We start from the raw sequence: 22,476 nt of genomic DNA on the forward strand, positions 1-22,476 counted from the left end.
TTGGTGATGCGGGAATAGCTCAGTTGGTAGAGCACGACCTTGCCAAGGTCGGGGTCGCGAGTTCGAGTCTCGTTTCCCGCTCCAAATTTAAGACATCGGCAATAGCGGATGTTGGCTGTAAAGCCAGAAGATTTCGGCGCGTTAGCAAAGCGGTTATGTAGCGGATTGCAAATCCGTCTAGTCCGGTTCGACTCCGGAACGCGCCTCCAATTTCTTCCCGAGCCCGGATGGTGGAATCGGTAGACACAAGGGATTTAAAATCCCTCGGCGTTCGCGCTGTGTGGGTTCAAGTCCCACTCCGGGTACCATGGGAAAGTAAAGAATAATCAAAGCAATAAGCAGTGTCGTGAAACCACCTACGGGTGGTTTTTTTGTGCCTGAAATTCACGCCCTGTGCATATCCTGTGCTCACGGGGTGCAATGAGCTGCAATCTCCAGCCTGGCAATGCCGAATCGAACGTGTCGCCTCCAGCATAGAGAACCAGGTTGCTTTGCCTGTTTTCCGGTACTCTTCCGGGAAGGGGCCCTGTTGAGCAAGCTGTAATGCTCTAGCCACCCTGAGTACAAAGTTGCTTAATTCGTGCAATCACCTCATCTCTGTACTTCTGGTGTCCGCGCATAGCCCTTGGATGGGCAATTCTGAAACAGATTGTATTACCTGTTTTGAACTCCCATAGCTTCCCCGGAATGACTGAAGAAGTCTCATAGCCGCCCAGCTCAGTAAGCACCTGTTTTATGATGTAGTCTGTTCTCCGGGCTCCAGATGCAAAGATGATGAAATCAGGCTCAAGGTGTTTAATTTGTACCGCCAGTAGCTTCAGCGAGGCTAATATGACTTCCTGCAATTCATTTTGAGGGCGATTGAGAGGGGTCAGTCCGTCGTAATCCCACGCCAGTAGATTGGCATACACGATAGCCTGAGGAGGAATATTAAGCTCCCGGGCCAGCCTGAAATGATATTGCGTGAAGCGGCTACGTGATTTGAGGTTGGTGGTGCCATCATTTTGTACCGGAAGATGTTTCCTGTATCGATCTACAGCTTCTTCAACCACCTGCCCGATGGTAACGTCAGGCATAAGTCCCAACACCCGTGATATCGTATTCTTACCATTCAGCGTATTCCAGCCAGCGGTTTCACGTCCAACCAGCATGATTTTTACCGGTGAATGCCAGTATTCTTCAAACGGCACGGGTAAAAAGACGCCTGAGTATTTATCTTCATTCAGGTTAAATGACTGGGCGTCAACTTCCTGTAATATCCGTTTGTACGCGTCTAATAGCCTTTCCATTCTTCAATCCTGCCCCGTAATAAAAACACCTTCAGATATATATTATTTTCATGATATCAATCAGATATATGAGGATAAATATGCAAAAATCCTTCCGATTCACCAATTCATCCATCAAAGCCCTTCCGGCAAACACAGATACCCGATCTACAGAGCTTGAGGTATCTGATACCGAGGTCATTGGCCTCAAATGCCTCTCAGGTCGAACGGGTAACAAACGTTTCCTCCTGCGCTACACATTCCACGGTACCAAAAAAAGTATCAGTATTGGCAGATTCCCTGAAATTGATGTGGGGACAGCCCGTCAGATAGCTCGTCGTCACAAGGAGGCGATTGCACTGGGAAATGACCCTAAGGCAGAACGCGATAATTATCGTGCTATGCCAACGCTTAGTGAGTTTTTTCACCAGACCTATGTTCCGTTCATCAAGCGCCATAAAAAGTCCTGGGATAAGGATGTTCAGCGTTTCACGCAATACATTGAACCTCGTCTGGGGAAGATACGTTACTGCGACCTTCGGGCCCGGGAAATCCAGCAGGTGCTTTTCGACATGCTTGAGGGTCGTATTCACGGCCAGCAGTATGCACCGTCAACCTGTAACAGGGCACTGGCTATTCTGAAAACTATGGGGCGTTATGCGCTACGACAGGATGTCCTGGAGAAGAATGAAGCCGATAAGATCCCTTTGCTGAAGGAGAATAATCAGCGGACGCGCTTTTTTGACGCTGATGAGATCAGGAGGATCCTCGACGCTGCGGCACGATATCCCAATAAGGCTGCCGGGGGACTAATAGCCATGCTGTTGTTAACCGGTACCCGCAAATCAGAAATGCTTAACGTCATGCACAAACATATTGATCGGGATAACAGGTCGTTATTCATTCCTTATACTAAGAATGGTCGCAGCAGAACTGTGTATCTCAGTGATGTTGCATTATCCATTATTGATTCGATCCCACGGGCTGGCAGCAACCCCTATCTGTTTGCCGTAAAAGATAATGGAAAACCAATATCAGAACCCCGGTGGGCCTATGAAAAAATACTGGCAGAGTGCGGGATAGATAAAAGTGAAGTCTGTTTCCACACTACGCGCCATTCCGTCGCATCATTACTTGTCTCCAGTGGTCAGTACAGTCTGTATGACGTTAAAGCCCAGCTTGCGCATGCCAGTATTCAGAGTACGGAGCGCTACGCAAAACTGACACCAGAGCGAATGCGTCAGACCGGGCAGGGTGTTACCGACCTTCTTTTACCCCCCGTAGCTACCAGTAAAGAACAGTGATTTTTGCATCTCTTAAACGTGGAGAATGATTATGCCGTTAAAGTGCCCTAAGTGCGGTAGTCGGAATACAGTCACAGAAACTGCCGGAAATATAGCAAAGGTGACTCGCGATGACCGGTTTCTGACATCGACATCCGGTTATATTAGCCCGGAGCAATTACCAGAATTGCTTAAAGAAATCATCAGGGCGATACAGCGTCTATTTGGATTCCTTAAACAGCGTGAAAGAAATAATGCGCCAGTGCTTATCTGCAAGGATTGTGGATATTATGAAAGAATATAGATGACCACTGAAGGCAATTCCAGATTCTTTACCCTGTCTATGTAACCCCGATACTTAAAACGTATCGGGTTTTTTGTTTATGAGGATTATTCAATGAAATTTATCTCGAACTGGCAAGACCTGCCGTCGCTCCTTCTTCCCGATTCAGTTATGTCTGTTTTGAGAAAAGAACTGATACTCCCATTTGATGATGAACTTTCCGCAATGAATTTTTGGGGAGAGGTGGGTGTAACATTAATGTACATTGAACCCGGAGATGTTCCCGAAGATATTAAACGACACGTACTGAATGTAATTCATCATTTAATTGCTAACCCCGAGTTCGTGGTCCGTCTGACAGATGAATATTACTTGATGCTATCAATTACAGAAGATAATGGAAATGGTATTTATCTGTTGTTTCATCCCAATTGTCCTCTGGGCGGGATTGATAAATTAATGTCTATGGCGGAATCCCGTCTGTAAATCATATTAAAATCAGGAGATGAAAATGAGAAAGTCAAAGTCAGGAAAAAATAATAATGAACACGAGGGGCTGGAGTTAAATAATGATTTAAGTGATATTGAAAAAGGTATCACTGAAAACGGGCAAATATTACCTGAAGAGAGTTATAAGCTGCTCATTGAATCAGGACAGGCGGAAAAAATCAGCCCTAAAGCCAGTGGCATGCTGACATGGCAACTGGCAATGTCTGAAAAAGATAATGATCTCTATCTGCGCCTCCTGGCAAATGGCAGCGGCGGATTGTTTTCTAAAGACTGGATCCCTCTTTCTAAGATTGAAAGTGTGCTCGAAGTACAACCGACAACGGGCTTCAAATCTGGTGTATTCAGAACCCTTTTTAAAGGGGCAAGTGCCAATAATGCCGGTTTCCTGGCCGCTGTTTTACGGTCACCGGAGATATGTCTGCTTGAGGCGCACCCTGAGAAGTTGTTTACGCATGTTTTATATGCTGACTGGCGGGCGCGTCTTAAAACACTCGGTAAGGTTGGCGATTGAGAAAGGATTGCGAAGAATTAATTCTTTACCAGAACTGTTATACAACCAGAAACTACTACACACCTCTACTCACCTTTTACAGGAAAATCTATTATGCAAACCCAGTATGTCTTAAAACAGGCAGGATTAACGCTGCCTGTCACTAAATTATTTCAGCAGCACATCGTTACGCTTCTGGCAGAACAATCTCAGCAAACATCGGTCAGGGCAGTAGTCATTAATTTTCGTGACCCGGACTACAGTGCAGAATCCGGCGGATTTCATCCGGTTGAAATGCGGTTCATCCGCCAGGATAACGAATGGTATTTCGATTATGTCACAGACTTTAGTTACATGGGACGAGTCTATCCGGAGCTGGAAAAGGAAATGGACTTTTGTTGGTCAGGTCAATACGTCTTCCATTATCTGGCTGGGGATATTTCACTGGCGGCAGAGAGGAATGAACTCTGGTCCTTATGGGAGGGTAATTTTATGGATTACCTGTCTATGGGGATTTACCGGGTAACGGTAACTGTGGAAAGTTGTTGACCTGTTATGAACAGGAAGAAAACGGGCATCTTTGTAATCCTCTTCATGCGCAGTACATCGCAGCATGATGATGATACTGGTTGTACTGGACCGTTCGCATAAACATGTGCAGACACGGGGGATCTCAGATCCCTCGTGGTTTTTGCCCCCTATGGTGCATTCTCCAGTAGCAGGGTGATAACGGTTAATCCATTACCCCAACGACAGTATTACACCGGTAATAAATGTTCATGAATACAGTCAGTTATGTGGGTTTTGAGGTGGACTATGTCATCGTTGACGATAACTGAAGGTTTTACAGATGTATAAAACTCGCGGTGAAAGGATCGCAGAAAGGCTGTGCTGGATATTACTACAACTGTATACCGGTAATACGGTATCGGTTAATGATATATGTCAGCGTTTCGCGGTCAGTCGCCGAACCGGACAGCGTGATTTGTTGAGAGTTGAAATTGTAACGGAAACTATTTCACCTGGAAGGGTAAGGCTGGCAAATTTGATAAGGGAACGAGTTAGACGAAATTTTTAATCGAATCCATATCAATTCTATAAAATATGAAACTTAACGGGAGTAAATATACACTCCCGTTATAATGCAACCTTTTTTTAACTACTCAAATGATATTAATTTGGGTGCGACAGTGTTTTTATGACATGTTAAATTCGCAAGATCAATAATATCATAAAACAATTTTATGTCGTCGTCAGTGAGCTCTACGTCTGGATCAGCTAAATCGGCACAGGTAACATTTAACCAGTGTGTTAATGAATCAATCCTGTTTGAAGTAATATATTCAGTGTGACCAATATCCCACTTCCAGTTGATCACCCGAGCAGGTCTGAATCTCACCTCCCGAACCCCAATTGGCGTTACTGACTCTACGAGAGGGTATATCGTGTTAAGTACTTTATCATGTTCACTGTAGATATTTAAATGCCCCATTTTTGAACCGTAAGCCATTTTCATTATGTTCTCTGTATAACTTGTTATTGGGGTGGCTCCGGCCATAGAGATTGTTAAGAGAATATTATCATTTTTAATATAGGGTAATGTATTGTTTATTAATCGAGTCCCTAAAGAATGACCCATTATGATCACATTACGCTTTTCTTTAACGTATATCTCGTTTATTACGTGTGCTAATTTTTCTCTGTTATTAACTGCTGCTTTCGTTGCATTATACCAGGCCTGACGCGCTTTAAATGGAATGGAGATTGATGACAATAAAGGAGATGTTCTCAGGGGGAAGAGAGTATATAACACCCACTTGTTCGCTATGTCAGAACTTAATATGGATAGTAGATTTGCCGATTCCCATTTATAGTATCTGACATCAAGGCCACACCCTGCTTTAATTCGGTTAAACCATGATATATCATTTTCGGTCAGAAACCCTGATACAACAAGAAGAACGGGGCATTTTTTCATGGTAACTCCATTTTTTAGCTTACAAAAATAGCACTCAATGAAAATTATATTATCCGTGTCATTACGGGGCGTTACTTGGCTGGGTGTAACGTTTCAGTGCGGATTGTATATCTTCAGCAAGTTGTTGACGGATTGAGGCCGGTTGTATTACTTCGACATCCGGTATCCAGTATTTCATTAAAGGCATTATCTGATCTGTGTGTGTTACACGTGATATCACCAGTAAATCGCCAGACCGGGAAGTATGAATTATTTCCTGTCCTGGCAATAGATGACGGTGGGTAAACCACGGAGCAACATGTGCGGAAACTGAAATGAGAACTTCGATAAGGTCTTCGCTATACCAGATACCATCTGTCTTTTCTATTTTTTCATTAATTTCGGGGATTATCCTGAAAGAGATATTACTCATGCAAACGTCTTTGACAGATGAGATAACAAAGCTTTTTAATGTACTGTCATGGACGGCAGCGAGATACCACAATCCGTTGTCATTAACCAGTCTGTATGGCTCAACAGCCCGAAACTCTTTATCTTTGTAATTAAAATTTACTTTCTTCTGTGACAGGATGGCATCGGATAATACATTCAGAATTGACATGAATGATCCGCAGTTTTCGTATGGACGTTGTTTTATCAGAAACGGGTTGTTTTTCGTGTTACCTAACAAAATACTCAGTAGTCTGTCATCCCAGCGAGGGAACAGCCCTTCAATACCCAGGATGCGCGTGAAATGACGTAAATCAGCATTGCTGCGTTGACCGAGAACACCGTCAGACAGGCGATAGCGACCATTTTGTCGAATCAGATTAAGATAGGACAGGCGCTGAGTAAGATCACGACGGATAGTTTTTTCGCAAACGTTAAATTCCTCAGATAACTCCCGGACGGCTAGTGACTCACCATTGTTCAGGCGAGTTAATATCAATCCGAGTCGATATCCAAGTTTATCGTGCTTACCCATTCGTTTATCCGGTTAATGCCAGCGAAGAGGATATTTTCAGCAAAGTAACGGACAGGATGAGTCCACTTTTACTGTGACGGAGAAAAAAATTAACTCATTAATTATCAATATATTAAAACATTGCTGGAATCATCGAATAACATGTGGACTCATCCTGTCCATGTGTATTTTTACGTTCAGGGTGATAATTATTATCCTGACCTGTACATGACATGTTTTTGCTGCATATTTGACCATGCACTTTTGCCATCAAGTCGGAGAGGCAGGGGGGAACGTAAGATCCGAAGGTTAGAGAGGTTATCAGCAATTACAATGATGATTAATATTTTCATAATATCGGAGAACATCATATTAGTTGAAATAACATAAAGGTGGTTCTATGTATTTACATATCAGAAAGTATCAACTAGTAAATGCGAGATGGCGTGATGTCATTGATCTGACAGATTATGAAGAAACAATCAGGCAGGTTGTCGGTACATTATTTGGAAATGATTTTATTGAGGTCAGCGTTGAAACAAATTGTTTTACTCTGACAGTAAACAGTACAAGCAGTAAAATACCACACGGCATACTGGTGAATATGGGGAAAAGGCTGGCGGCTAATCTCCAGAGTATCACCTGTCATGCCATGCGGATCTATCATGTAAATGGCCATCCTGACGCGCGGCAGTTATTTCACTGTTTTGATGCCGATTGCCTGTGATTAAGCCCCCAACTTCTGTTAAAGGAGTTGGGGGAGATTTAACGGTTATCAGACTGGAAGACAGAATGTCGGATATTTACGGGCTATGATATCCATCAGTGACTTCATTCGCGGTGTTACAGAACTAAATTTCATTTGGGGTATTTTTGCTCTTACCGCATTTTTTACATCAGTCACCGTTACTGAATAGCCTTCTGACGTCAGCCATTCAGCAACCTCTTTACAGGAATAACTTTTTTTATCTTTCAGCATAAGCCCCCATTGGCACTGAGTCAGCGCCCGGAGAAATAGTCTGACTAAAATATCATCACTACGTTTGCTTCCGACTTTTAGTTTCATATCAGAAAACACCGTCCGGCAATAGAGAAAATCACACCAGTCATCCCAGTCAGCCAGGGTCTTCAGTGTATGCGTTTGCCGCCAGTCGTCGAAAAGAGAGCGTTGCTGCAGAGCCTCTTCCATATTATCCCACGGGCGGGAAAACATCAGTAAATGCCCTTCATTCATGGCGGGCTGTACGGGCTGGCGTTTGAAATCGAATTCCAGATTAAGACGGATATCCTGTTCCCGGGATACCAGATCGCTTTCCGACAGCCACATCTCACGCGTTGATATCAACGTACTTCGGGATAACGTCTGACCGGGTAAACGATTAAGGTAAAGATCTACCATATAGTCGTTATAGTCACTGCGTGGAATATCGGCAGGAGGTTTGACGCCAGCCCTGGCATGAACAACAGGTTTTCCCTGAATAGCTCTATAGGTTAACTGCCCCCGGGTTTTCATGGCGATAAGCTGGCTGACCTCATGCTTACATGTCAACATTGATGAACCCGGATCAACAATATCGCACAGCGACTGGAAGCGGGAAGACAGTGGACCGCTCATGTTTATCTTGTCAAGTGGGCAATTTGTCAAAAAGCCATCGGTTGTGACGCTGACAACCGATGAATCAGAAGGCAAAGCATTCATGAGTTCCCCGACAACGGCGCGGATAAATCCCGTCACATGCGCAGCAAAGAATGGCTGAGTAACCGATGATGGTGGGAGGGATCTGTTTAATCCACGGGCTGTATCAAAGGCGGTTTTGGCGCGAAGGCCCTGAGCAAGTTTACCATAAAGCGAGTTGCCAATTTCTTTCCAGAATTTCTCCTCCAGAGAACCTTTAATATGGTGATTACGGTTCTCACGGACCTGTTGAACAAAGGGAAGAAACACCGATGTTGATTCGCTGTTATGTGGGGAGGTGTCACAGATCCAGGGGACGATGATCCCATTATGGATCGTCATCTCTGCCCCGAGCGACAGAGCAAGTTCGATTTCAGGTGCCGTTGCCCATGATTCGCCACTTAATGGAAAGAATAACCCATATTGATCGGTCCGAACCGGCAGGCTGGGATAGGGAACTGATTCCGGGAACCGAAATGTGACAAGCGCAAATCCCATTACATGCCCACAGTAATCGTCCGGATTTTTACTGAGGCGGATGTTCCCGTAATCGGGTGTGAGGATATCTAATAGCCCGGTGGTATACGCTCCAGCCAGATCGTAGTCATACCAGTGATCAGACGGTGTAACCCCCATCATAAAACACTCATTGCGTCCGCCGTGGTAACAGTTGATCGGGAACGTTTCAAACAACTCTCTTGAAGGAACACTGGCGGGGTTTTTAATCGTCCGGAATGCCTGTTTCTCCGTGAGCCAGAGTTCACGGGTTTTAATGTGTGTCCCAAGGCAGACTTCAGGAGAAATATTGTTTTCTTTAAGTGTTTTGGTGAACCGTGAAACTGCCATCGCCCCGATGGTGGCGGGGACACGATCAATCATCAGCTCCCGGGCGCAAAAATTGCGAACCTGTAAAGCATAACGAACCGCAATCTCGGCATCCCGCAGAGCATAGGCTTCAAACCCTGCTCTGTCGCCCAGAAGATATTCACGCATATTGGTTATGGAATAAGGGGCAGGAATGGTGAGTTTGGGAAGACCCAGTAATTCACCACATTCAGCCAGACCCATACCCCCGGGAGTGATAAGCAGTGTATCGATGAAAGCTACGTTACTGCAACGCGGAGGGGAAGTTCGTTTGTCAAACATTATCTGTTCAGTCTTTACGCGACGTTCCTGCTGTTCATCAAAATCGATACCGTAACGATTTTTGAAGCTGCTGACAGTACCGCGTATTCCTTTCAGAAGAATTTTGTAGTCTGACCAGAAATTGGCAAAGGAGGCGATATCCGCACGAATGAAATGCGCATATATATTAATAATACCGGGCCATTTTGTAATCACACCCGTTTCAAGAAGCGGTGTAATCGTTTGACAGAGAAAGTCCTTAAAAGACAGCCGGGATTTTTTCTGTGAGTCAGGTGGATAGATAATGTTCGATATACCTGTATTATCGGGTAAGACAACATAACTCTGATATGACAGAATATCATTCTGTTGTGTTTCAGGATTGAAAACATATTCGGTATCAAAACCGATATGGAGTGTCAGGTCACTTGAAATCACAGACACTTTTTTTGATGCAGGTGGTATCACAGGATAATCATCAAGCGTTTTAGGTCTTTTACGATTGAGCGCTGGCTCTGAAGTCACGGACTGATACCCCGATGCGGCAGCGAGGATGTCCTGCAAATTATTGCTCATAGTTAACTCCGAAAAAACGCCGGGAGTTTGTCCCCCCCCCGGCATAATGAATCAGGATTTAATGACGTCTACTACAGCTTTGAAAATATCATTTTTGCGAGATTCATTATCTACATAGATAAAGGAAACGAGTTTCCTGCCTGCTTTAATCAGGATGCCACGTTGCGTCTTTTCCACAGACGGGGTAACGTGTGCAGATAACAGACAATGTTCATGTAAATGAAGAAACTTTTTTGAGGCGTAGCCGCCATGTAATCGTGCTTGAATGTCAAGATACATATCATCAAGAGAACCGGGTTCTCCTGATTCACTCAATACCGAATAACCCTTCTTATCAAAAAGGTTAAGGATAGATTTACTATCATGTTCGAACAGGGTAACACCGTAAATGTATTTCATTCGAAAGGTGAGGTAATCGGTGGTGTAGACCTCCTCCTGACGATTGAAATTTTTGAGACGCCTGGCTAATTCATTAAAAACAGCACGAGCAGTAGCCGTGTCCTGCAGGGTGTAGGTATAAAGAACGAAGCCATCTGTGCCGATGAGCTTTACTAAGTTGTCCATAATCGTGATAGCGAGAACTAATGCAAAGGACAGATATTTTTCATCGTTGTCTACAGCTGTGCTTGCTGATTCGGGAAGAATGTTCAGTGCATTATTAGCGTTATTTTCCGTGTTCTTAGTAACCATTTATATCACCTTTAAGTTTGTTTTGACGATGTACATTTTCCCACTCAACAATATCGTCAAGAGAGAATCGTATAGCCCGCCCAATTCTGATGAAGGGCGGGAGTTTTCCTGGGTTGCGCGATATATCTGACGCAACCGTGGATGCGGAAAGATTAAATCTTTCTGCAAACTGCTTAATGGTTAAATACATAAACCTCCGGTTTTAGAGAAGAAGAAGCCACGCGGATTTAATATCAATCCACATTCTTTGATGACTTAATGCAGGGCCCTGCAGAAGCATGCAATGACAATACCGTCCTTAAACGAGTGTTGCATCAATCACGAATCACAGATCACAGGTTCATTTTTGTGTCATAACTTTCTATGACCTGAGAAACCACTGCGTGCGATGTCGCTGCATTGTGAAAAGCGTAGCGACGGGTCGCCGTGAGTGAATGGTGATTTAGCAGATGGGAAGCGATTGCAATATCCCCGGTCGCCTGTAGTACCCGGGTGGCAAAGGTACGGCGCAGGTCATGCATCCGCAGGTTATCAATGTTGGCATCCCGACAAATACGGGCAAAGGTTGCACGCGGATATGCCAGAGGGCGGGCATTGTCGGTTAGTTGTGGAAAAATGTAAGTTTTGCTGAGCATCAGGTCTTGCTGGCACTGGACAACTGCAATGGCTGGAGGTGCAAGTGGGCAGGTGAAAGGGTGTCCGGACTTTGTATCAGGCAGTATGAGTTGATGCATATCCGGGTGCCAGTACTCCCATTTCAGGGTACATACCTCACCAATACGCATCCCCGTATAAAGAGCAAGCAATATAGAATCAGCTGCCGGTGTTTGCAGCGCTGTTGCCGCGTCAATAAAGCGCGGGATTTCTGTCGCTGATAGTGTGCGATAGCGAATGTTATTTTCTTTCAGATAGCGGACATGTGACATCGGGGAATGTGTGATCCATCCAGCACGTACTGCCAGAGAGCATATTTTGGACAATATTGCGAGAATACGGTTTACTGTTGACGGACGTAATTTTTCCCGTAAGCCAGCAGCATATTGTTCTAGTTCCCCTGCCGTGATGTCGCGAAGTTGCCGCTTGCCCCAGAACGGGCGAACGTAGAGGTTGAGTTTTGACAACTCTGACTGAGGACTCTTTTTATACAACTGCAAATCCGGTAGCCACAGGTCATTGATGGCCTGTTCCACAGTGAATCGACGGGACTGAACCGCAAGACGATTTTTATCAGCAAGCAGTTTCATCACATGCTGACGGGCATCCTCAACGCAGAGCTGAGGGAACTGACCCAGGGTTTCATATATACGCTGATTGTTTATAGTGGCACGAAAGGCCAGCGTGATCCGATTGGGATACACCAGAGCACGCAGGTTTTGGCAGTGAATATCACGGTATTCCTGACAGCCCGTGAGGGGATGGGGAAGTTGGTGAAGTGATTTGTTGCTGAAACGCAGTTCCAGAATAGGCATCGTATTTCTCCTGTAAAATAACACGGAAAAAATACGGTGCGAGATTACTGTATGCCAGTCTCAGTTTTCACAGTTCATCAGGTGAAAAATAATGAATGCAATGAAAAGTTATGCGTACAATTACTGGAAATATTTTCAAAAGCATGCGTTACATTTTTAATGGGTTATTCCTTCTGGCTAACTCCATAAATTTATCAAAGTATATTTCTTTACTGAGGAGTGTAACATTATTGATTTGAGAATTAAGACCAAGTGATGTGGATTTGAAGTCCATTAATCCTTTTATAGTTTGGTTCTTTCCTTCAAGGAAGGTGCGTACTTCTTTCGCAGAAGGGGACCATTCCGGGTGAAGTAATAGTGCTATATAAATGTATGTTTTTCGTATCAACTGCTCGGTTGTTTTTTTGTAACCTGTCAGATTCGCCTTTCCTGTCTGAAAAGTGTTCTTTACAATAAATTCATCTGGGGATGTGAGTTCAATATTATAGCCATTTTTTTTGTATATCTCACTCAGTACATCATAGGGCAACATTGAAAGTGTAATTATCGGAACCATTTTAGGGTGGTGGAGATAACCATTCGTAATTATTTGTGTTGTTTTCATGAAAGAAATAACATTGAAGATGTAATTGAAAAAATATTTTGAGCAAAAATATGTGAATACTAAAGTTGAAACATCGTCCTGTTCCAGATGACCTACTTTAGGCACTCTTTTCAACCACTCAGTCGATTGGAGATGATTAGTTACATACGTATTGTAACGCGTTAGCGTTCGTTGGAAGTGTCTGAAAGTTGCTACCCCATTTTGATAGTTTTCAACCGGGTTCATGAATTTTTCAGAGTGATACATATTATCTAAAAAAGAGTGTAGAAAAAGAGATAGAATGCCTTTCTTACAGCGTCCGGCGTTACCAATTTCTTGTAGAATAAATTCATCAAGTTGTTCAATTATAGCTTGAGGTATTTTGTTTTTTCGGGATGAATTCTTATAAATAAGTACTGCAGCCCTGTGGAACTCCTGCTGCTGCAATTCCCGCCATTTATACCAATACGAAGTGTCCTGGAAGAAATTGATTTGATTAGAATTAACACCACTTGAGGGAAGAACATAAAGTACCTCACGCGCGGATTTCATAAACACTGCATTTCCAGGGCCAGCCTGAGTCATCAGACTAAGCAAATCATCCTCAGAAAACATTGTGGATAACGCGTCAATGTCTGCTTGATATTTTTCGAGGATATGAGCGTTTTTAATGTTTCGCTTCGGATTGCCAAGGTAAGCTTCAAACATAGTCATGCCCTTTTAACATTTAAAGCCACATGAGAGGCTTTATGTAGTGATAGCGGGATATATCATTACCCCAACGGCAGTTTTACACCATAGCTAATATGGATGTTATCTTACTAAGATAATTGGTTTTTTGCGAGTGGCGAGACAGGTTGTGTCAGTTTATGGCATATCGATATGATGGGGACGATGCCAACCGGAATGCTGCGATATTGGCGTGTCAGGAGAGGCATCTTACGGTATCATTTACCGCAATTTTTTACGATGCAAAGCCCTGCATCGCTAGCTTTTTCTTCAGACCAGGATGATTCATGAACGACAAAATCAGTCAGGATACGATCAACAAAGCCCTGTGGGCCGCGTGTGATACGTTCCGTGGCACCATCAGTGCTGATACCTACAAAGACTTTATCCTTACAATGCTGTTCCTCAAGTACATTTCAGATGTCTGGCAGGATCACTATGACGAATATAAAGAGCAATATGGTGATGCGCCGGAACTGATTGAAGCGATGATGGCGAATGAACGTTTCGTGTTGCCGAAAAGCGCCAGCTTTTATGCGCTGTATGAGCGCCGTCATGAGCCAGGCAACGGTGAACGTATCGATCAGGCTCTGCATGCGATTGAAGAAGCTAATGGCACCAAACTGAAAGACGCCGGGAAAAGCGTGTTCCAGGATATTTCGTTTAACACCGATCGACTAGGTGAAGAAAAACAGAAGAACACCATCCTGCGTCAGCTGCTGGAAGACTTTGCCGGTCAAGATCTTAACCTGAAGCCGAGCCGTGTCGGTACGCTGGACGTTATCGGTAATGCCTACGAATATCTGATCAAAAACTTTGCGGCCAGCGGCGGGCAGAAAGCCGGGGAGTTCTATACTCCGCCGGAAGTATCAGACCTGATTGCTGAACTGCTCGACCCACAACCCGGTGATACCATCTGCGATCCGGCCTGTGGTTCCGGTTCGTTGTTGATGAAGTGCGGACGTAAAATTGTCTCCGGGCATGACAGCCGTAACTATGCCTTGTTCGGTCAGGAAGCGATTGGATCTACATGGTCGCTAGCGAAAATGAATATGTTCCTTCACGGCGAAGATAACCACAAAATCGAGTGGGGCGATACCATTCGTAACCCGAAACTGCTCGATAAAAATGGCGACCTGATGCTGTTTGATATCGTGACAGCTAACCCTCCCTTCAGCCTGGATAAGTGGGGCCATGACGAGGCTGAGAACGATAAATTTGGTCGTTTCCGTCGCGGTGTACCGCCGAAGACTAAAGGCGATTACGCCTTTATCTCGCATATGATCGAAACCCTGAAACCAGGAACGGGGCGTATGGGCGTAGTTGTGCCACACGGTGTGCTGTTCCGTGGTTCCAGCGAAGGTAAAATTCGCCAGAAACTGATCGACGAAAATCTGCTGGATGCCGTCATTGGCTTGCCGGAAAAACTGTTCTACGGTACAGGTATTCCTGCTGCGATTCTGATTTTCAAAAAACAGAAAGTGGATGACAAGGTACTGTTTATCGATGCCAGCCGTGAATATAAGGCGGGCAAAAACCAGAACCAGCTCAGCGCAGAAAATATCCAGAAGATCGTTAACACCTATCGTGAAGGCGATAACGTCGAGAAATACGCCTATCTCGCCAGCCTGAAAGAGATTCAGGACAACGACTATAACCTTAATATCCCGCGCTATGTCGATACCTTTGAGGAAGAAGGCGAGATCGACCTGCTGGCAGTGCGAGCAGAGCGTGAGCAACTGAAGGTGGAACTGGCGAAGCTGGAAACGGAGATGGTGGGGTATTTGGAGGAGCTGGGTTATGGTGCCTAAAGGATGGGAGTTAAGCTCTATAGGTAAAATATCTGATGTATCTTCAGGTGGAACCCCTAGTAGAAACAACGAAGCATATTGGAATGGTAATATCCCTTGGGTAACTACAGCGGAGGTTCAATTTAAGATTATTGAAGATACGGTCGAGAAGATTACTGAGGAAGGCCTTGCAAATTCTTCCGCCAAGTTATTTCCTGCGGGTACAATCCTTATGGCTATGTATGGGCAAGGGAAAACAAGAGGACAAGTTGCTAAGTTGGGTATAGATGCCTCAACTAATCAGGCATGTGCAGCGATAGTTTTACATACGGGTTATGAAGTGGATTTTTACTACCAGTTTCTCATAAGTCAATATGAAAACATTCGGGAAATGGCTAATAGCGGCGGTCAACAAAACTTGAGCGGAGGAATCGTAAAGTCAATTCCGGTTCCTGTTCCTCCACTTACCGAACAAAAGAAAATAGCCAAAATCTTGTCAACCTGGGATAACGCGATTTCAGTGACGGAAAAGCTTCTCACCAACAGTCAGCAGCAGAAAAAAGCCCTGATGCAGCAATTGCTTACCGGGAAAAAACGCTTGCTGGATGAGAATGGGGTGAGGTTTAGTGGGGAGTGGAAGAGAGTAAAACTGGGTGCGATAGCCGATATGAACAGTGGAGGTACTCCGAAATCAACGGTTGAAGAGTATTATGGCGGGAATATCCCATGGGTATCTATTTCTGATATGACATCTAATGGAAAGTGGATTGCTACAACTGAAAAATATCTGACTGAATTAGGATTGAACAGTTCATCCGCAAGAATATATCCAAAAAACTCGGTTCTTTATGCTATGTATGCTTCTATAGGTGAATGCAGCATTGCTGCTGTAAATTTAACATCTTCGCAGGCAATCTTGGGTATTAGACCAAAAGATTGTTTAAATTATGAGTTTTTATATTTCTATCTTACATCATTAAAAGAAAAAATAAAACTGCAAGGCCAGCAAGGTACACAGTCCAACCTAAACGCCGGAATGGTTAAAGAGTTTGAACTAGACTTACCCAGTATAAGAGAACAACAAAAAATCGCCGCCGTCCTTTCCGCTGCTGATGCTGAAATCTCCACACTTGAGAAAAAACTCGCCTGCCTGAGAGATGAGAAAAAAGCCCTGATGCAACAGCTACTGACTGGAAAACGTCGTGTTAAGGTCGATGAGGCGGTTGCCGAATGAAACTGACGAAAAGCGGGCCGCTGATTGACCGGGAAATCGACTGGCTGGAAGAGGTGTTGCTGAAATACGGCAATGATGACTCTGTACTCTGTTTCTCTGAGCTGGATGGCTTCCTGACGGCGGTTGTCTCTGGCCCGAATACGATTTCCCCTAATACCTGGCTCAGTGCTATCTGGGGGCGAGGTGATTACCACCCTCGCTGGACCACCGAAAAAGAGATGACGCGTTTTGTGGGGCTGTGTTTTCAGCATATGAACGATATCGCTGGCTGCCTGTATGAGGCCCCTGAACAGTTTGAACCGATTTTCAATGAGCGTGAGGTAAAGGGGGAAAAATATACCATTGTGGAAGAGTGGTGTTTTGGTTATATGAAAGGAAAGTCACTGGATGACTGGTCTGGTCTTCCCGGTGAGTTACGGCCTTCTCTGGAAGTGATCGCTCTTCATGGCGTGGAGAAGAATTTTCCTGTACTTGAGAAAATGACCGGAGAGCAGTTTGAGAAAAGTATTTCCCTTATTCAGCCTGCTGCACTGGCACTTTATCAGTACTGGTTGTCAGTGAGAATGTCAGAGGCATCATCCCGGCCTGTTCCAGTGAAGGGGGCAGAAAACATGCCCGGGCGAAATGACCCGTGTCCGTGTGGCAGCGGTAAAAAATTTAAGAAGTGCTGTCTGCATTGATGAATCTTCATGTGACCAGTAGCGAGTAGCGCCAGAAAGAAAAGGATTAATGATGAACCAGACGTACACGCCAAAATTCCAGGAAGAATACAGCGCCAAAATTCCGGCACTGACGTTACTGACCAGCCTCGGCTGGACGTTTTTATCTCCGAAACAGATTATGGATTACCGGGGCTATAAACAGGATGAGGTGGTGCTGCGTCCGGTTCTGCGTGAAGAGCTGTCGAAGCGTTCCTTTATGGCGGGTGGCAAAACCTGCCAGTTATCGGAAAAAGCACTGGATAACCTGATATCACAGGTCTGTTCTCCGGCGCTCAATGAAGGGCTGCTCAAAGCCAATGAACGGATGTATAACCATCTGCTCTACGGTATCGCCGTCACGGAGTTTGTCGATGGCAAGAAGGTGAACCCCACCATTGCGCTGATCGACTGGGAACATCCGGAAAATAACCAGTTCCATTTTACCGAAGAATTTACGGTATTGCGGTCAGGCGGTGTCGAAACCCGCAGACCGGATATTGTGTGTTTTGTGAATGGTATCCCGCTGGCCGTCATTGAAGCGAAAAGCCCGGCGGGTCACGGCAAGAAAGGGCCAACCATTGACGAAGGGATATCCCAGAGTATCCGCAATCAGCTCAACGACGAAATCCCGCAGCTGTTTGCTTACAGCCAGATATTACTGTCGATTAACGGGCATGACGGGCGCTACGGTACCTGTCATACACCAATGAAATTCTGGGCGGCATGGCGCGAAGAAGATATTACTTACGCGCAGATGTATGCGCTGCGCAACCATAAGTTATCGACTGAACAAATTCATGCGTTGTTTGATCATCGTCCTTCAGCCGATCTCGACTGGTACCAACAGTTAATCGCCGCCGGTGAACTGGCCGTCAGCGGGCAGGATAAGCTGCTCATCAGCCTGCTTTCACCGGAACGTCTGCTGGAGATGACCCGCTTTTTCACCCTGTTTGATAAAAAGACCGGGAAAATTGTCGCCCGCTATCAGCAGGTGTTCGGGATTAAAAGGCTGCTGGAACGCATAAGCACCCGCAGACCGGACGGGGGCAGAGAAGGTGGTGTGATCTGGCATACCACGGGCTCCGGTAAATCGTACACCATGGTGTTCCTCAGTAAGGCGCTGATTCTTCATGACAGCCTGAAGCAGTGTCGCATTGTGGTGGTGACGGACCGTGTCGATCTTGAAGGGCAGCTCAGCAGTACCTTTGCATCCGGCGGCGAGTTGGCCGGGAAAAAAGACAAAGCCAATGCAATGGCGACATCCGGGCAGATGCTGGCGAAACAGATTGGCTCCGGTAAAGAACGCATCATTTTCACCCTAATCCAGAAATTTAATTCAGCGACAAAACTTCCTGAATGCGTCAATACCAGCCCCGACATCATCGTACTGATTGATGAAGGACACCGTAGCCAGGGTGGTGAGAACCATGTGCGAATGAAACTGGCACTGCCGAACGCCGCCTTTGTTGCATTTACTGGTACGCCATTGCTAAAAGAAGATAAGACCACCAATAAATTCGGACCGATTGTCCACGCTTATACCATGCAGCGAGCGGTAGAAGATAAAGCCGTTACACCTTTGCTGTATGAAGAACGTATTCCCGACCTTGAGGTTAACGATCGGGCAATAGATGCCTGGTTTGATCGTATTACCGATGGGTTAAGCGAAGCGCAAAAAGCCGACCTTAAGCGTAAATATGCCCGTAAAGGTGAGGTTTATAGTGCAGATGATCGCATCCGTCTGATCGCACTCGATATCGCCACGCACTTCTCGAAGAATATTGATGAGGGACTGAAAGGCCAGCTTGCCTGCGACAGCAAGATTTCCGCCATCAAATATAAAAAGTATCTTGATGAAGCCGGGGTGTTTGAGTCAGCAGTAGTTATCAGCCCGCCGGATACCCGGGAAGGGAATACTGAGGTGGATGAAAGCAAACTGCCGGAAGTGACGAAATGGTGGAAAGATAACGTCGGCACGCAGGATGAGTCTGTGTATACCCGCAATATCATCAGTCGTTTCGATACTGATGATAAGCTCAAATTACTGATCGTCGTTGATAAACTGCTCACCGGATTTGATGAACCGAAGAATACCGTGCTGTATATCGACAAGCCGCTTAAGTCCCACAACCTTATCCAGGCGATTGCAAGGGTAAACCGTCTGCATCCACTGAAAAAGTTTGGCCTGCTGATTGATTATCGCGGTATTCTGGCTGAGCTGGACACGACTATCGGCAAATATCAGGACCTCGCCTCCCGAACTCAGGGCGGATACGATATCAAAGATATTGACGGGCTGTACAGCGCCATGAGCTCTGAATACAAGCGTCTACCGCATCTGTATAACCAGCTGTGGGCCATATTTGCCGGTGTTAAAAACAAAAATGATACTGAGCAGTTACGTGCGGTACTGGTGCCTAAAATGGAAGAACGTGACGGAGAGATGGTCGATATCCATCAGAAAACCCGTGATGATTTCTTCGAGGCGTTAACGGCCTTTGCCGGATGCCTGAAAGTGGCACTGCAGTCCGCTACCTTCTTCACCGACAAGAGCTTTACGGAACAAGACCGAAATCTCTATAAAGAAACCGTAAAACAGATGTCCAGCCTGCGCCAGTGGGCGATGCAGGTAAGTGGAGAGCAGGTCAATTATGACGACTACGCTGAGCAGGTGAAAAAACTGCTGGATAAGCATGTCACCGGCGTTGAGGTTCGTGAACCGGATGGCGTGTATGAAGTCGGTAAAATGGGCAAGAGCGAAAAGCCCGAAGAGTGGGACAACAATAAAACCCGCAATGAAACCGACATCATTAAAACCCGTGTGACAAAGATGATTGAGCAGGAGCTGCGTGATGACCCGTATGCTCAGGAAGCCTTTTCAAAACTCCTGCGTATGGCTATTGAAGAGGCTGAAAAACTGTTCGACCATCCGTTGAAACAGTATCTCTTGTTCCGTGAATTTGAAGAACAGGTTGAAGCCCGTAAGCTCAGCGATATCCCGGATGCACTGGCGGTAAACAAGCATGCTCAGGCGTATTACGGTGTATTTAAAAAAGAGCTACCTGAGGTTTTTGCGGTAAACGACGTTCAGGTGCAGGATAAGTGGACGAAGCTGGCTTTTGAAGTGGACAACATTATCGTCAAAGCGGTGGCAGAAAACTCCCTGAACCCCCAGGACATTGAGAAAGTCGTTAAGACAAGTCTGCTACCACTGCTGTTTACGGCCTGCCGGGAAATTGGTGCCGGAATGAATCAGGTAAACCGTATTGTGGAAACCATCATCCAGATACTGCGCGTTGGTTTGATGAAATCATGAGTGAAAAAGAATCGCCATCAATGAAAGCGTTACGCATTGTCTATGGTGATGAGGTCATCGTCGTACAGTGTGTTCCGCGTCAGGTCGTAAAGGGCAGGGTGCTCATCAAGGTTTATCCGGACTGCCGGGTTGTGGCCTCTGTACCGCCTGAAACACCGGAGCACGAGGTATTGTCTGCGCTGAAAAAACGTGGGCGCTGGATATACCAGCAACTGCGTGATTTCAGGGAGCAACAGACACACATTGTTCCGCGTCAGTATGTCAGCGGAGAAAGCCATTATTATCTCGGTAAGCAATATCAGTTGAAAGTGACAGAAGACGCTACTGTGCCGCAACGAGTGAAAATGTTGCGTGGGCGTCTGGAAGTGACTGTCAGACACAAATCGGCAGAAAAGATTAAAGCCTTGCTGGCTGAATGGTATCGGGAACGTGCCAGAGATGTTTTTCAGCGCAGGCTTGATTTACTGATTCCGCAGACCCTTTGGGTCAGTGAGCGTCCTCCGATACGTCTGCGGGCGATGCAAACGCAATGGGGCAACTGTTCAGCAAAAGGCTGTCTGACCCTGAATCCATGGCTGGTTAAGGCATCCTCAGAATGTATCGATTATGTTTTGCTACATGAGTTATGCCATGTGGCTGAGCACAACCACAGCGAGGAGTTTTACCGTCTGATGGGGCAGGTTATGCCGGGCTGGGAAAAGGTTAAGAAGCGACTGGATGGTATGGCTGGGATGTTGTTGGCAGATATGTAGTTTCTAACTTATTCCAATGGGCTCATTTGTCGGTGATGCTGCCAACTTACTGATTTAGTGTATGATGGTGTTTTTGAGGTGCTCCAGTGGCTTCTGTTTCTATCAGCTGTCCCTCCCGTTCAGCTACTGACGGGGTGGTGCGTAACGGCAAAAGCACTGCCGGACATCAGCGCTATCTCTGCTCTCACTGCCGTAAAACATGGCAACTGCAGTTCACTTACACCGCTTCTCAACCCGGTACGCACCAGAAAATCATTGATATGGCCATGAATGGCGTTGGATGCCGGGCAACAGCCCGCATTATGGGCGTTGGCCTCAACACGATTTTACGTCACTTAAAAAACTCAGGCCGCAGTCGGTAACCTCGCGCATACAGCCGGGCAGTGACGTCATCGTCTGCGCGGAAATGGACGAACAGTGGGGATACGTCGGGGCTAAATCGCACCAGCGCTGGCTGTTTTACGCGTATGACAGGCTCCGGAAGACGGTTGTTGCGCACGTATTCGGTGAACGCACTATGGCGACGCTGGGGCGTCTTATGAGCCTGCTGTCACCCTTTGACGTGGTGATATGGATGACGGATGGCTGGCCGCTGTATGAATCACGCCTGAAGGGAAAGCTGCACGTTATCAGCAAGCGTTACACTCAGCGCATTGAGCGACATAATCTGAATCTGAGACAACATCTGGCAAGGCTGGGACGGAAGTCACTGTCGTTCTCAAAATCGGTGGAGCCCGCCTGAAGGGAAAGCTGCACGTAATCAGCAAGCGATATACGCAGCGAATTGAGCGGCATAACCTGAATCTGAGGCAGCACCTGGCACGGCTGGGACGGAAGTCGCTGTCGTTCTCAAAATCGGTGGAGCTGCATGACAAAGTCATCGGGCATTATCTGAACATAAAACACTATCAATAAGTTGGAGTCATTACCATGGTGGGTTACCACCAAACGAATCAGAAAACCGATACTGGAAAAACTCTAACGCGGTGGCCAGTTTTAGTTGACCACAACACTTGCCGTGGGGTATATCTACTTATAGAGATTGACTTTATTGTGTTTTCGGTCGAATACAAGTAAATTT

18 protein-coding genes, 3 tRNA genes and 2 pseudogenes are annotated in these 22,476 nt (G+C 45.7%); 15 read left to right on the forward strand and 8 right to left on the reverse strand.

What is annotated here, in order from left to right:
• Positions 1 to 8: 8 nt before the first annotated feature.
• The 3 genes from FDX11_RS00230 to FDX11_RS00240 all read left to right on the forward strand — a co-directional run bounded on the left by FDX11_RS00230 (position 9) and on the right by FDX11_RS00240 (position 308).
• Positions 9 to 84, forward strand: a tRNA-Gly gene (locus FDX11_RS00230).
• Positions 85 to 135: 51 nt separating this feature from the next.
• Positions 136 to 209, forward strand: a tRNA-Cys gene (locus tag FDX11_RS00235).
• Between the two features lie 12 nt (positions 210 to 221).
• Positions 222 to 308, forward strand: a tRNA-Leu gene (locus tag FDX11_RS00240).
• Between the two features lie 240 nt (positions 309 to 548).
• Here FDX11_RS00240 and FDX11_RS00250 read toward each other — a convergent pair.
• Positions 549 to 1,289 carry a hypothetical protein gene (locus tag FDX11_RS00250; protein WP_137397258.1) on the reverse strand — a complete coding sequence of 247 codons (741 nt, stop codon included), beginning with the start codon at positions 1,287 to 1,289 and terminating at the stop codon, positions 549 to 551.
• 80 nt (positions 1,290 to 1,369) lie between these two features.
• Here FDX11_RS00250 and FDX11_RS00255 point away from each other — a divergent pair, with 80 nt between their 5' ends.
• The 4 genes from FDX11_RS00255 (at position 1,370) to FDX11_RS00275 (ending at position 4,383) form a co-directional block, all read left to right on the forward strand.
• The gene (locus FDX11_RS00255; RefSeq protein ID WP_001721489.1) at positions 1,370 to 2,572 is read left to right on the forward strand and encodes a site-specific integrase; all 1,203 of its coding nucleotides are present in this window, start codon (positions 1,370 to 1,372) and stop codon (positions 2,570 to 2,572) included.
• A 376-nt stretch (positions 2,573 to 2,948) separates the two neighbouring features.
• A complete protein-coding gene (locus FDX11_RS00265; protein WP_249360703.1) occupies positions 2,949 to 3,320 on the forward strand; it encodes a hypothetical protein in 372 nt (123 codons plus the stop codon).
• A 25-nt stretch (positions 3,321 to 3,345) separates the two neighbouring features.
• Positions 3,346 to 3,855 (forward strand): hypothetical protein, encoded by a 510-nt coding sequence (locus tag FDX11_RS00270; RefSeq protein WP_137397259.1) that lies wholly within the window; start codon positions 3,346 to 3,348, stop codon positions 3,853 to 3,855.
• Positions 3,856 to 3,948: 93 nt separating this feature from the next.
• On the forward strand, positions 3,949 to 4,383 hold the full coding sequence (locus FDX11_RS00275) for a DUF2787 family protein (RefSeq protein ID WP_047741667.1): 435 nt from the start codon (positions 3,949 to 3,951) through the stop codon (positions 4,381 to 4,383).
• Between the two features lie 610 nt (positions 4,384 to 4,993).
• Here FDX11_RS00275 and FDX11_RS00280 read toward each other — a convergent pair.
• A complete protein-coding gene (locus tag FDX11_RS00280; protein ID WP_000710655.1) occupies positions 4,994 to 5,812 on the reverse strand; it encodes a DUF726 domain-containing protein in 819 nt (272 codons plus the stop codon).
• A 61-nt stretch (positions 5,813 to 5,873) separates the two neighbouring features.
• A complete protein-coding gene (locus FDX11_RS00285; RefSeq protein ID WP_000515819.1) occupies positions 5,874 to 6,776 on the reverse strand; it encodes a YafY family protein in 903 nt (300 codons plus the stop codon).
• A 379-nt stretch (positions 6,777 to 7,155) separates the two neighbouring features.
• On the opposite strand from FDX11_RS00285, the gene FDX11_RS25035 reads away from it, so the two are divergent.
• On the forward strand, positions 7,156 to 7,482 hold the full coding sequence (locus tag FDX11_RS25035; protein ID WP_000280683.1) for a hypothetical protein: 327 nt from the start codon (positions 7,156 to 7,158) through the stop codon (positions 7,480 to 7,482).
• 48 nt (positions 7,483 to 7,530) lie between these two features.
• Here FDX11_RS25035 and FDX11_RS00290 read toward each other — a convergent pair whose 3' ends face one another.
• The 5 genes from FDX11_RS00290 to FDX11_RS00310 form a co-directional block, all read right to left on the reverse strand.
• Complete coding sequence (locus tag FDX11_RS00290; protein ID WP_137397260.1) at positions 7,531 to 10,131, reverse strand: hypothetical protein; 2,601 nt, start codon at positions 10,129 to 10,131, stop codon at positions 7,531 to 7,533.
• A 51-nt stretch (positions 10,132 to 10,182) separates the two neighbouring features.
• Positions 10,183 to 10,821: a hypothetical protein gene (locus FDX11_RS00295; RefSeq protein WP_000256735.1), complete on the reverse strand. Its 639-nt coding sequence runs from the start codon at positions 10,819 to 10,821 to the stop codon at positions 10,183 to 10,185.
• Positions 10,811 to 11,011: an AlpA family transcriptional regulator gene (locus FDX11_RS00300; protein WP_072001266.1), complete on the reverse strand. Its 201-nt coding sequence runs from the start codon at positions 11,009 to 11,011 to the stop codon at positions 10,811 to 10,813. The genes FDX11_RS00295 and FDX11_RS00300 overlap by 11 nt, the downstream gene beginning before the upstream one ends.
• A gap of 142 nt (positions 11,012 to 11,153) precedes the next feature.
• Positions 11,154 to 12,290, reverse strand: coding sequence for a site-specific integrase (locus tag FDX11_RS00305; RefSeq protein WP_088543193.1), 1,137 nt, complete (start codon positions 12,288 to 12,290; stop codon positions 11,154 to 11,156).
• Between the two features lie 148 nt (positions 12,291 to 12,438).
• The gene (locus FDX11_RS00310) at positions 12,439 to 13,581 is read right to left on the reverse strand and encodes a hypothetical protein (RefSeq protein ID WP_034167528.1); all 1,143 of its coding nucleotides are present in this window, start codon (positions 13,579 to 13,581) and stop codon (positions 12,439 to 12,441) included.
• A 308-nt stretch (positions 13,582 to 13,889) separates the two neighbouring features.
• Between FDX11_RS00310 and FDX11_RS00315 the strand changes: the two genes are divergently transcribed.
• The 7 genes and pseudogenes from FDX11_RS00315 to FDX11_RS25610 form a co-directional block, all read left to right on the forward strand.
• Entirely contained in the window at positions 13,890 to 15,413 is a 1,524-nt protein-coding gene (locus FDX11_RS00315; RefSeq protein WP_047630957.1) for a type I restriction-modification system subunit M, read from the forward strand.
• Positions 15,403 to 16,626: a restriction endonuclease subunit S gene (locus tag FDX11_RS00320; protein WP_074480792.1), complete on the forward strand. Its 1,224-nt coding sequence runs from the start codon at positions 15,403 to 15,405 to the stop codon at positions 16,624 to 16,626. The genes FDX11_RS00315 and FDX11_RS00320 overlap by 11 nt, the downstream gene beginning before the upstream one ends.
• Positions 16,623 to 17,306: a YecA family protein gene (locus FDX11_RS00325; RefSeq protein WP_061358901.1), complete on the forward strand. Its 684-nt coding sequence runs from the start codon at positions 16,623 to 16,625 to the stop codon at positions 17,304 to 17,306. Before FDX11_RS00320 ends, FDX11_RS00325 begins: the two co-directional genes overlap by 4 nt.
• Before the next feature lie 52 nt (positions 17,307 to 17,358).
• Positions 17,359 to 20,643 carry a type I restriction endonuclease subunit R gene (locus FDX11_RS00330; RefSeq protein ID WP_137397295.1) on the forward strand — a complete coding sequence of 1,095 codons (3,285 nt, stop codon included), beginning with the start codon at positions 17,359 to 17,361 and terminating at the stop codon, positions 20,641 to 20,643.
• On the forward strand, positions 20,640 to 21,395 hold the full coding sequence (locus FDX11_RS00335; RefSeq protein ID WP_001290574.1) for a M48 family metallopeptidase: 756 nt from the start codon (positions 20,640 to 20,642) through the stop codon (positions 21,393 to 21,395). Before FDX11_RS00330 ends, FDX11_RS00335 begins: the two co-directional genes overlap by 4 nt.
• Before the next feature lie 86 nt (positions 21,396 to 21,481).
• Positions 21,482 to 22,116 (forward strand): annotated as a pseudogene (locus FDX11_RS25605) (IS1-like element IS1A family transposase); the annotation flags it as partial.
• 14 nt (positions 22,117 to 22,130) lie between these two features.
• Positions 22,131 to 22,310 (forward strand): annotated as a pseudogene (locus tag FDX11_RS25610) (IS1 family transposase); the annotation flags it as partial.
• Positions 22,311 to 22,476 lie beyond the last annotated feature (166 nt).

The sequence above is a fragment of the Citrobacter sp. wls714 genome, assembly GCF_005281025.1.
GTDB lineage: Bacteria > Pseudomonadota > Gammaproteobacteria > Enterobacterales > Enterobacteriaceae > Citrobacter > Citrobacter werkmanii.

Coding starts and splice junctions, on each gene's coding strand:
- FDX11_RS00270 (WP_137397259.1), top strand. CDS start 3,346: ATGAGAAAGTCAAAGTCAGGAAAAAATAATAATGAACACGAGGGGCTG.
- FDX11_RS00320 (WP_074480792.1), top strand. CDS start 15,403: ATGGTGCCTAAAGGATGGGAGTTAAGCTCTATAGGTAAAATATCTGAT.
- FDX11_RS00250 (WP_137397258.1), bottom strand. CDS start 1,289: ATGGAAAGGCTATTAGACGCGTACAAACGGATATTACAGGAAGTTGAC.
- FDX11_RS00325 (WP_061358901.1), top strand. CDS start 16,623: ATGAAACTGACGAAAAGCGGGCCGCTGATTGACCGGGAAATCGACTGG.
- FDX11_RS00310 (WP_034167528.1), bottom strand. CDS start 13,581: ATGTTTGAAGCTTACCTTGGCAATCCGAAGCGAAACATTAAAAACGCT.
- FDX11_RS00335 (WP_001290574.1), top strand. CDS start 20,640: ATGAGTGAAAAAGAATCGCCATCAATGAAAGCGTTACGCATTGTCTAT.
- FDX11_RS00295 (WP_000256735.1), bottom strand. CDS start 10,821: ATGGTTACTAAGAACACGGAAAATAACGCTAATAATGCACTGAACATT.
- FDX11_RS00300 (WP_072001266.1), bottom strand. CDS start 11,011: ATGTATTTAACCATTAAGCAGTTTGCAGAAAGATTTAATCTTTCCGCA.
- FDX11_RS00285 (WP_000515819.1), bottom strand. CDS start 6,776: ATGGGTAAGCACGATAAACTTGGATATCGACTCGGATTGATATTAACT.
- FDX11_RS00305 (WP_088543193.1), bottom strand. CDS start 12,290: ATGCCTATTCTGGAACTGCGTTTCAGCAACAAATCACTTCACCAACTT.
- FDX11_RS00290 (WP_137397260.1), bottom strand. CDS start 10,131: ATGAGCAATAATTTGCAGGACATCCTCGCTGCCGCATCGGGGTATCAG.
- FDX11_RS00265 (WP_249360703.1), top strand. CDS start 2,949: ATGAAATTTATCTCGAACTGGCAAGACCTGCCGTCGCTCCTTCTTCCC.
- FDX11_RS00280 (WP_000710655.1), bottom strand. CDS start 5,812: ATGAAAAAATGCCCCGTTCTTCTTGTTGTATCAGGGTTTCTGACCGAA.
- FDX11_RS00315 (WP_047630957.1), top strand. CDS start 13,890: ATGAACGACAAAATCAGTCAGGATACGATCAACAAAGCCCTGTGGGCC.
- FDX11_RS00275 (WP_047741667.1), top strand. CDS start 3,949: ATGCAAACCCAGTATGTCTTAAAACAGGCAGGATTAACGCTGCCTGTC.
- FDX11_RS25035 (WP_000280683.1), top strand. CDS start 7,156: ATGTATTTACATATCAGAAAGTATCAACTAGTAAATGCGAGATGGCGT.
- FDX11_RS00255 (WP_001721489.1), top strand. CDS start 1,370: ATGCAAAAATCCTTCCGATTCACCAATTCATCCATCAAAGCCCTTCCG.
- FDX11_RS00330 (WP_137397295.1), top strand. CDS start 17,359: ATGAACCAGACGTACACGCCAAAATTCCAGGAAGAATACAGCGCCAAA.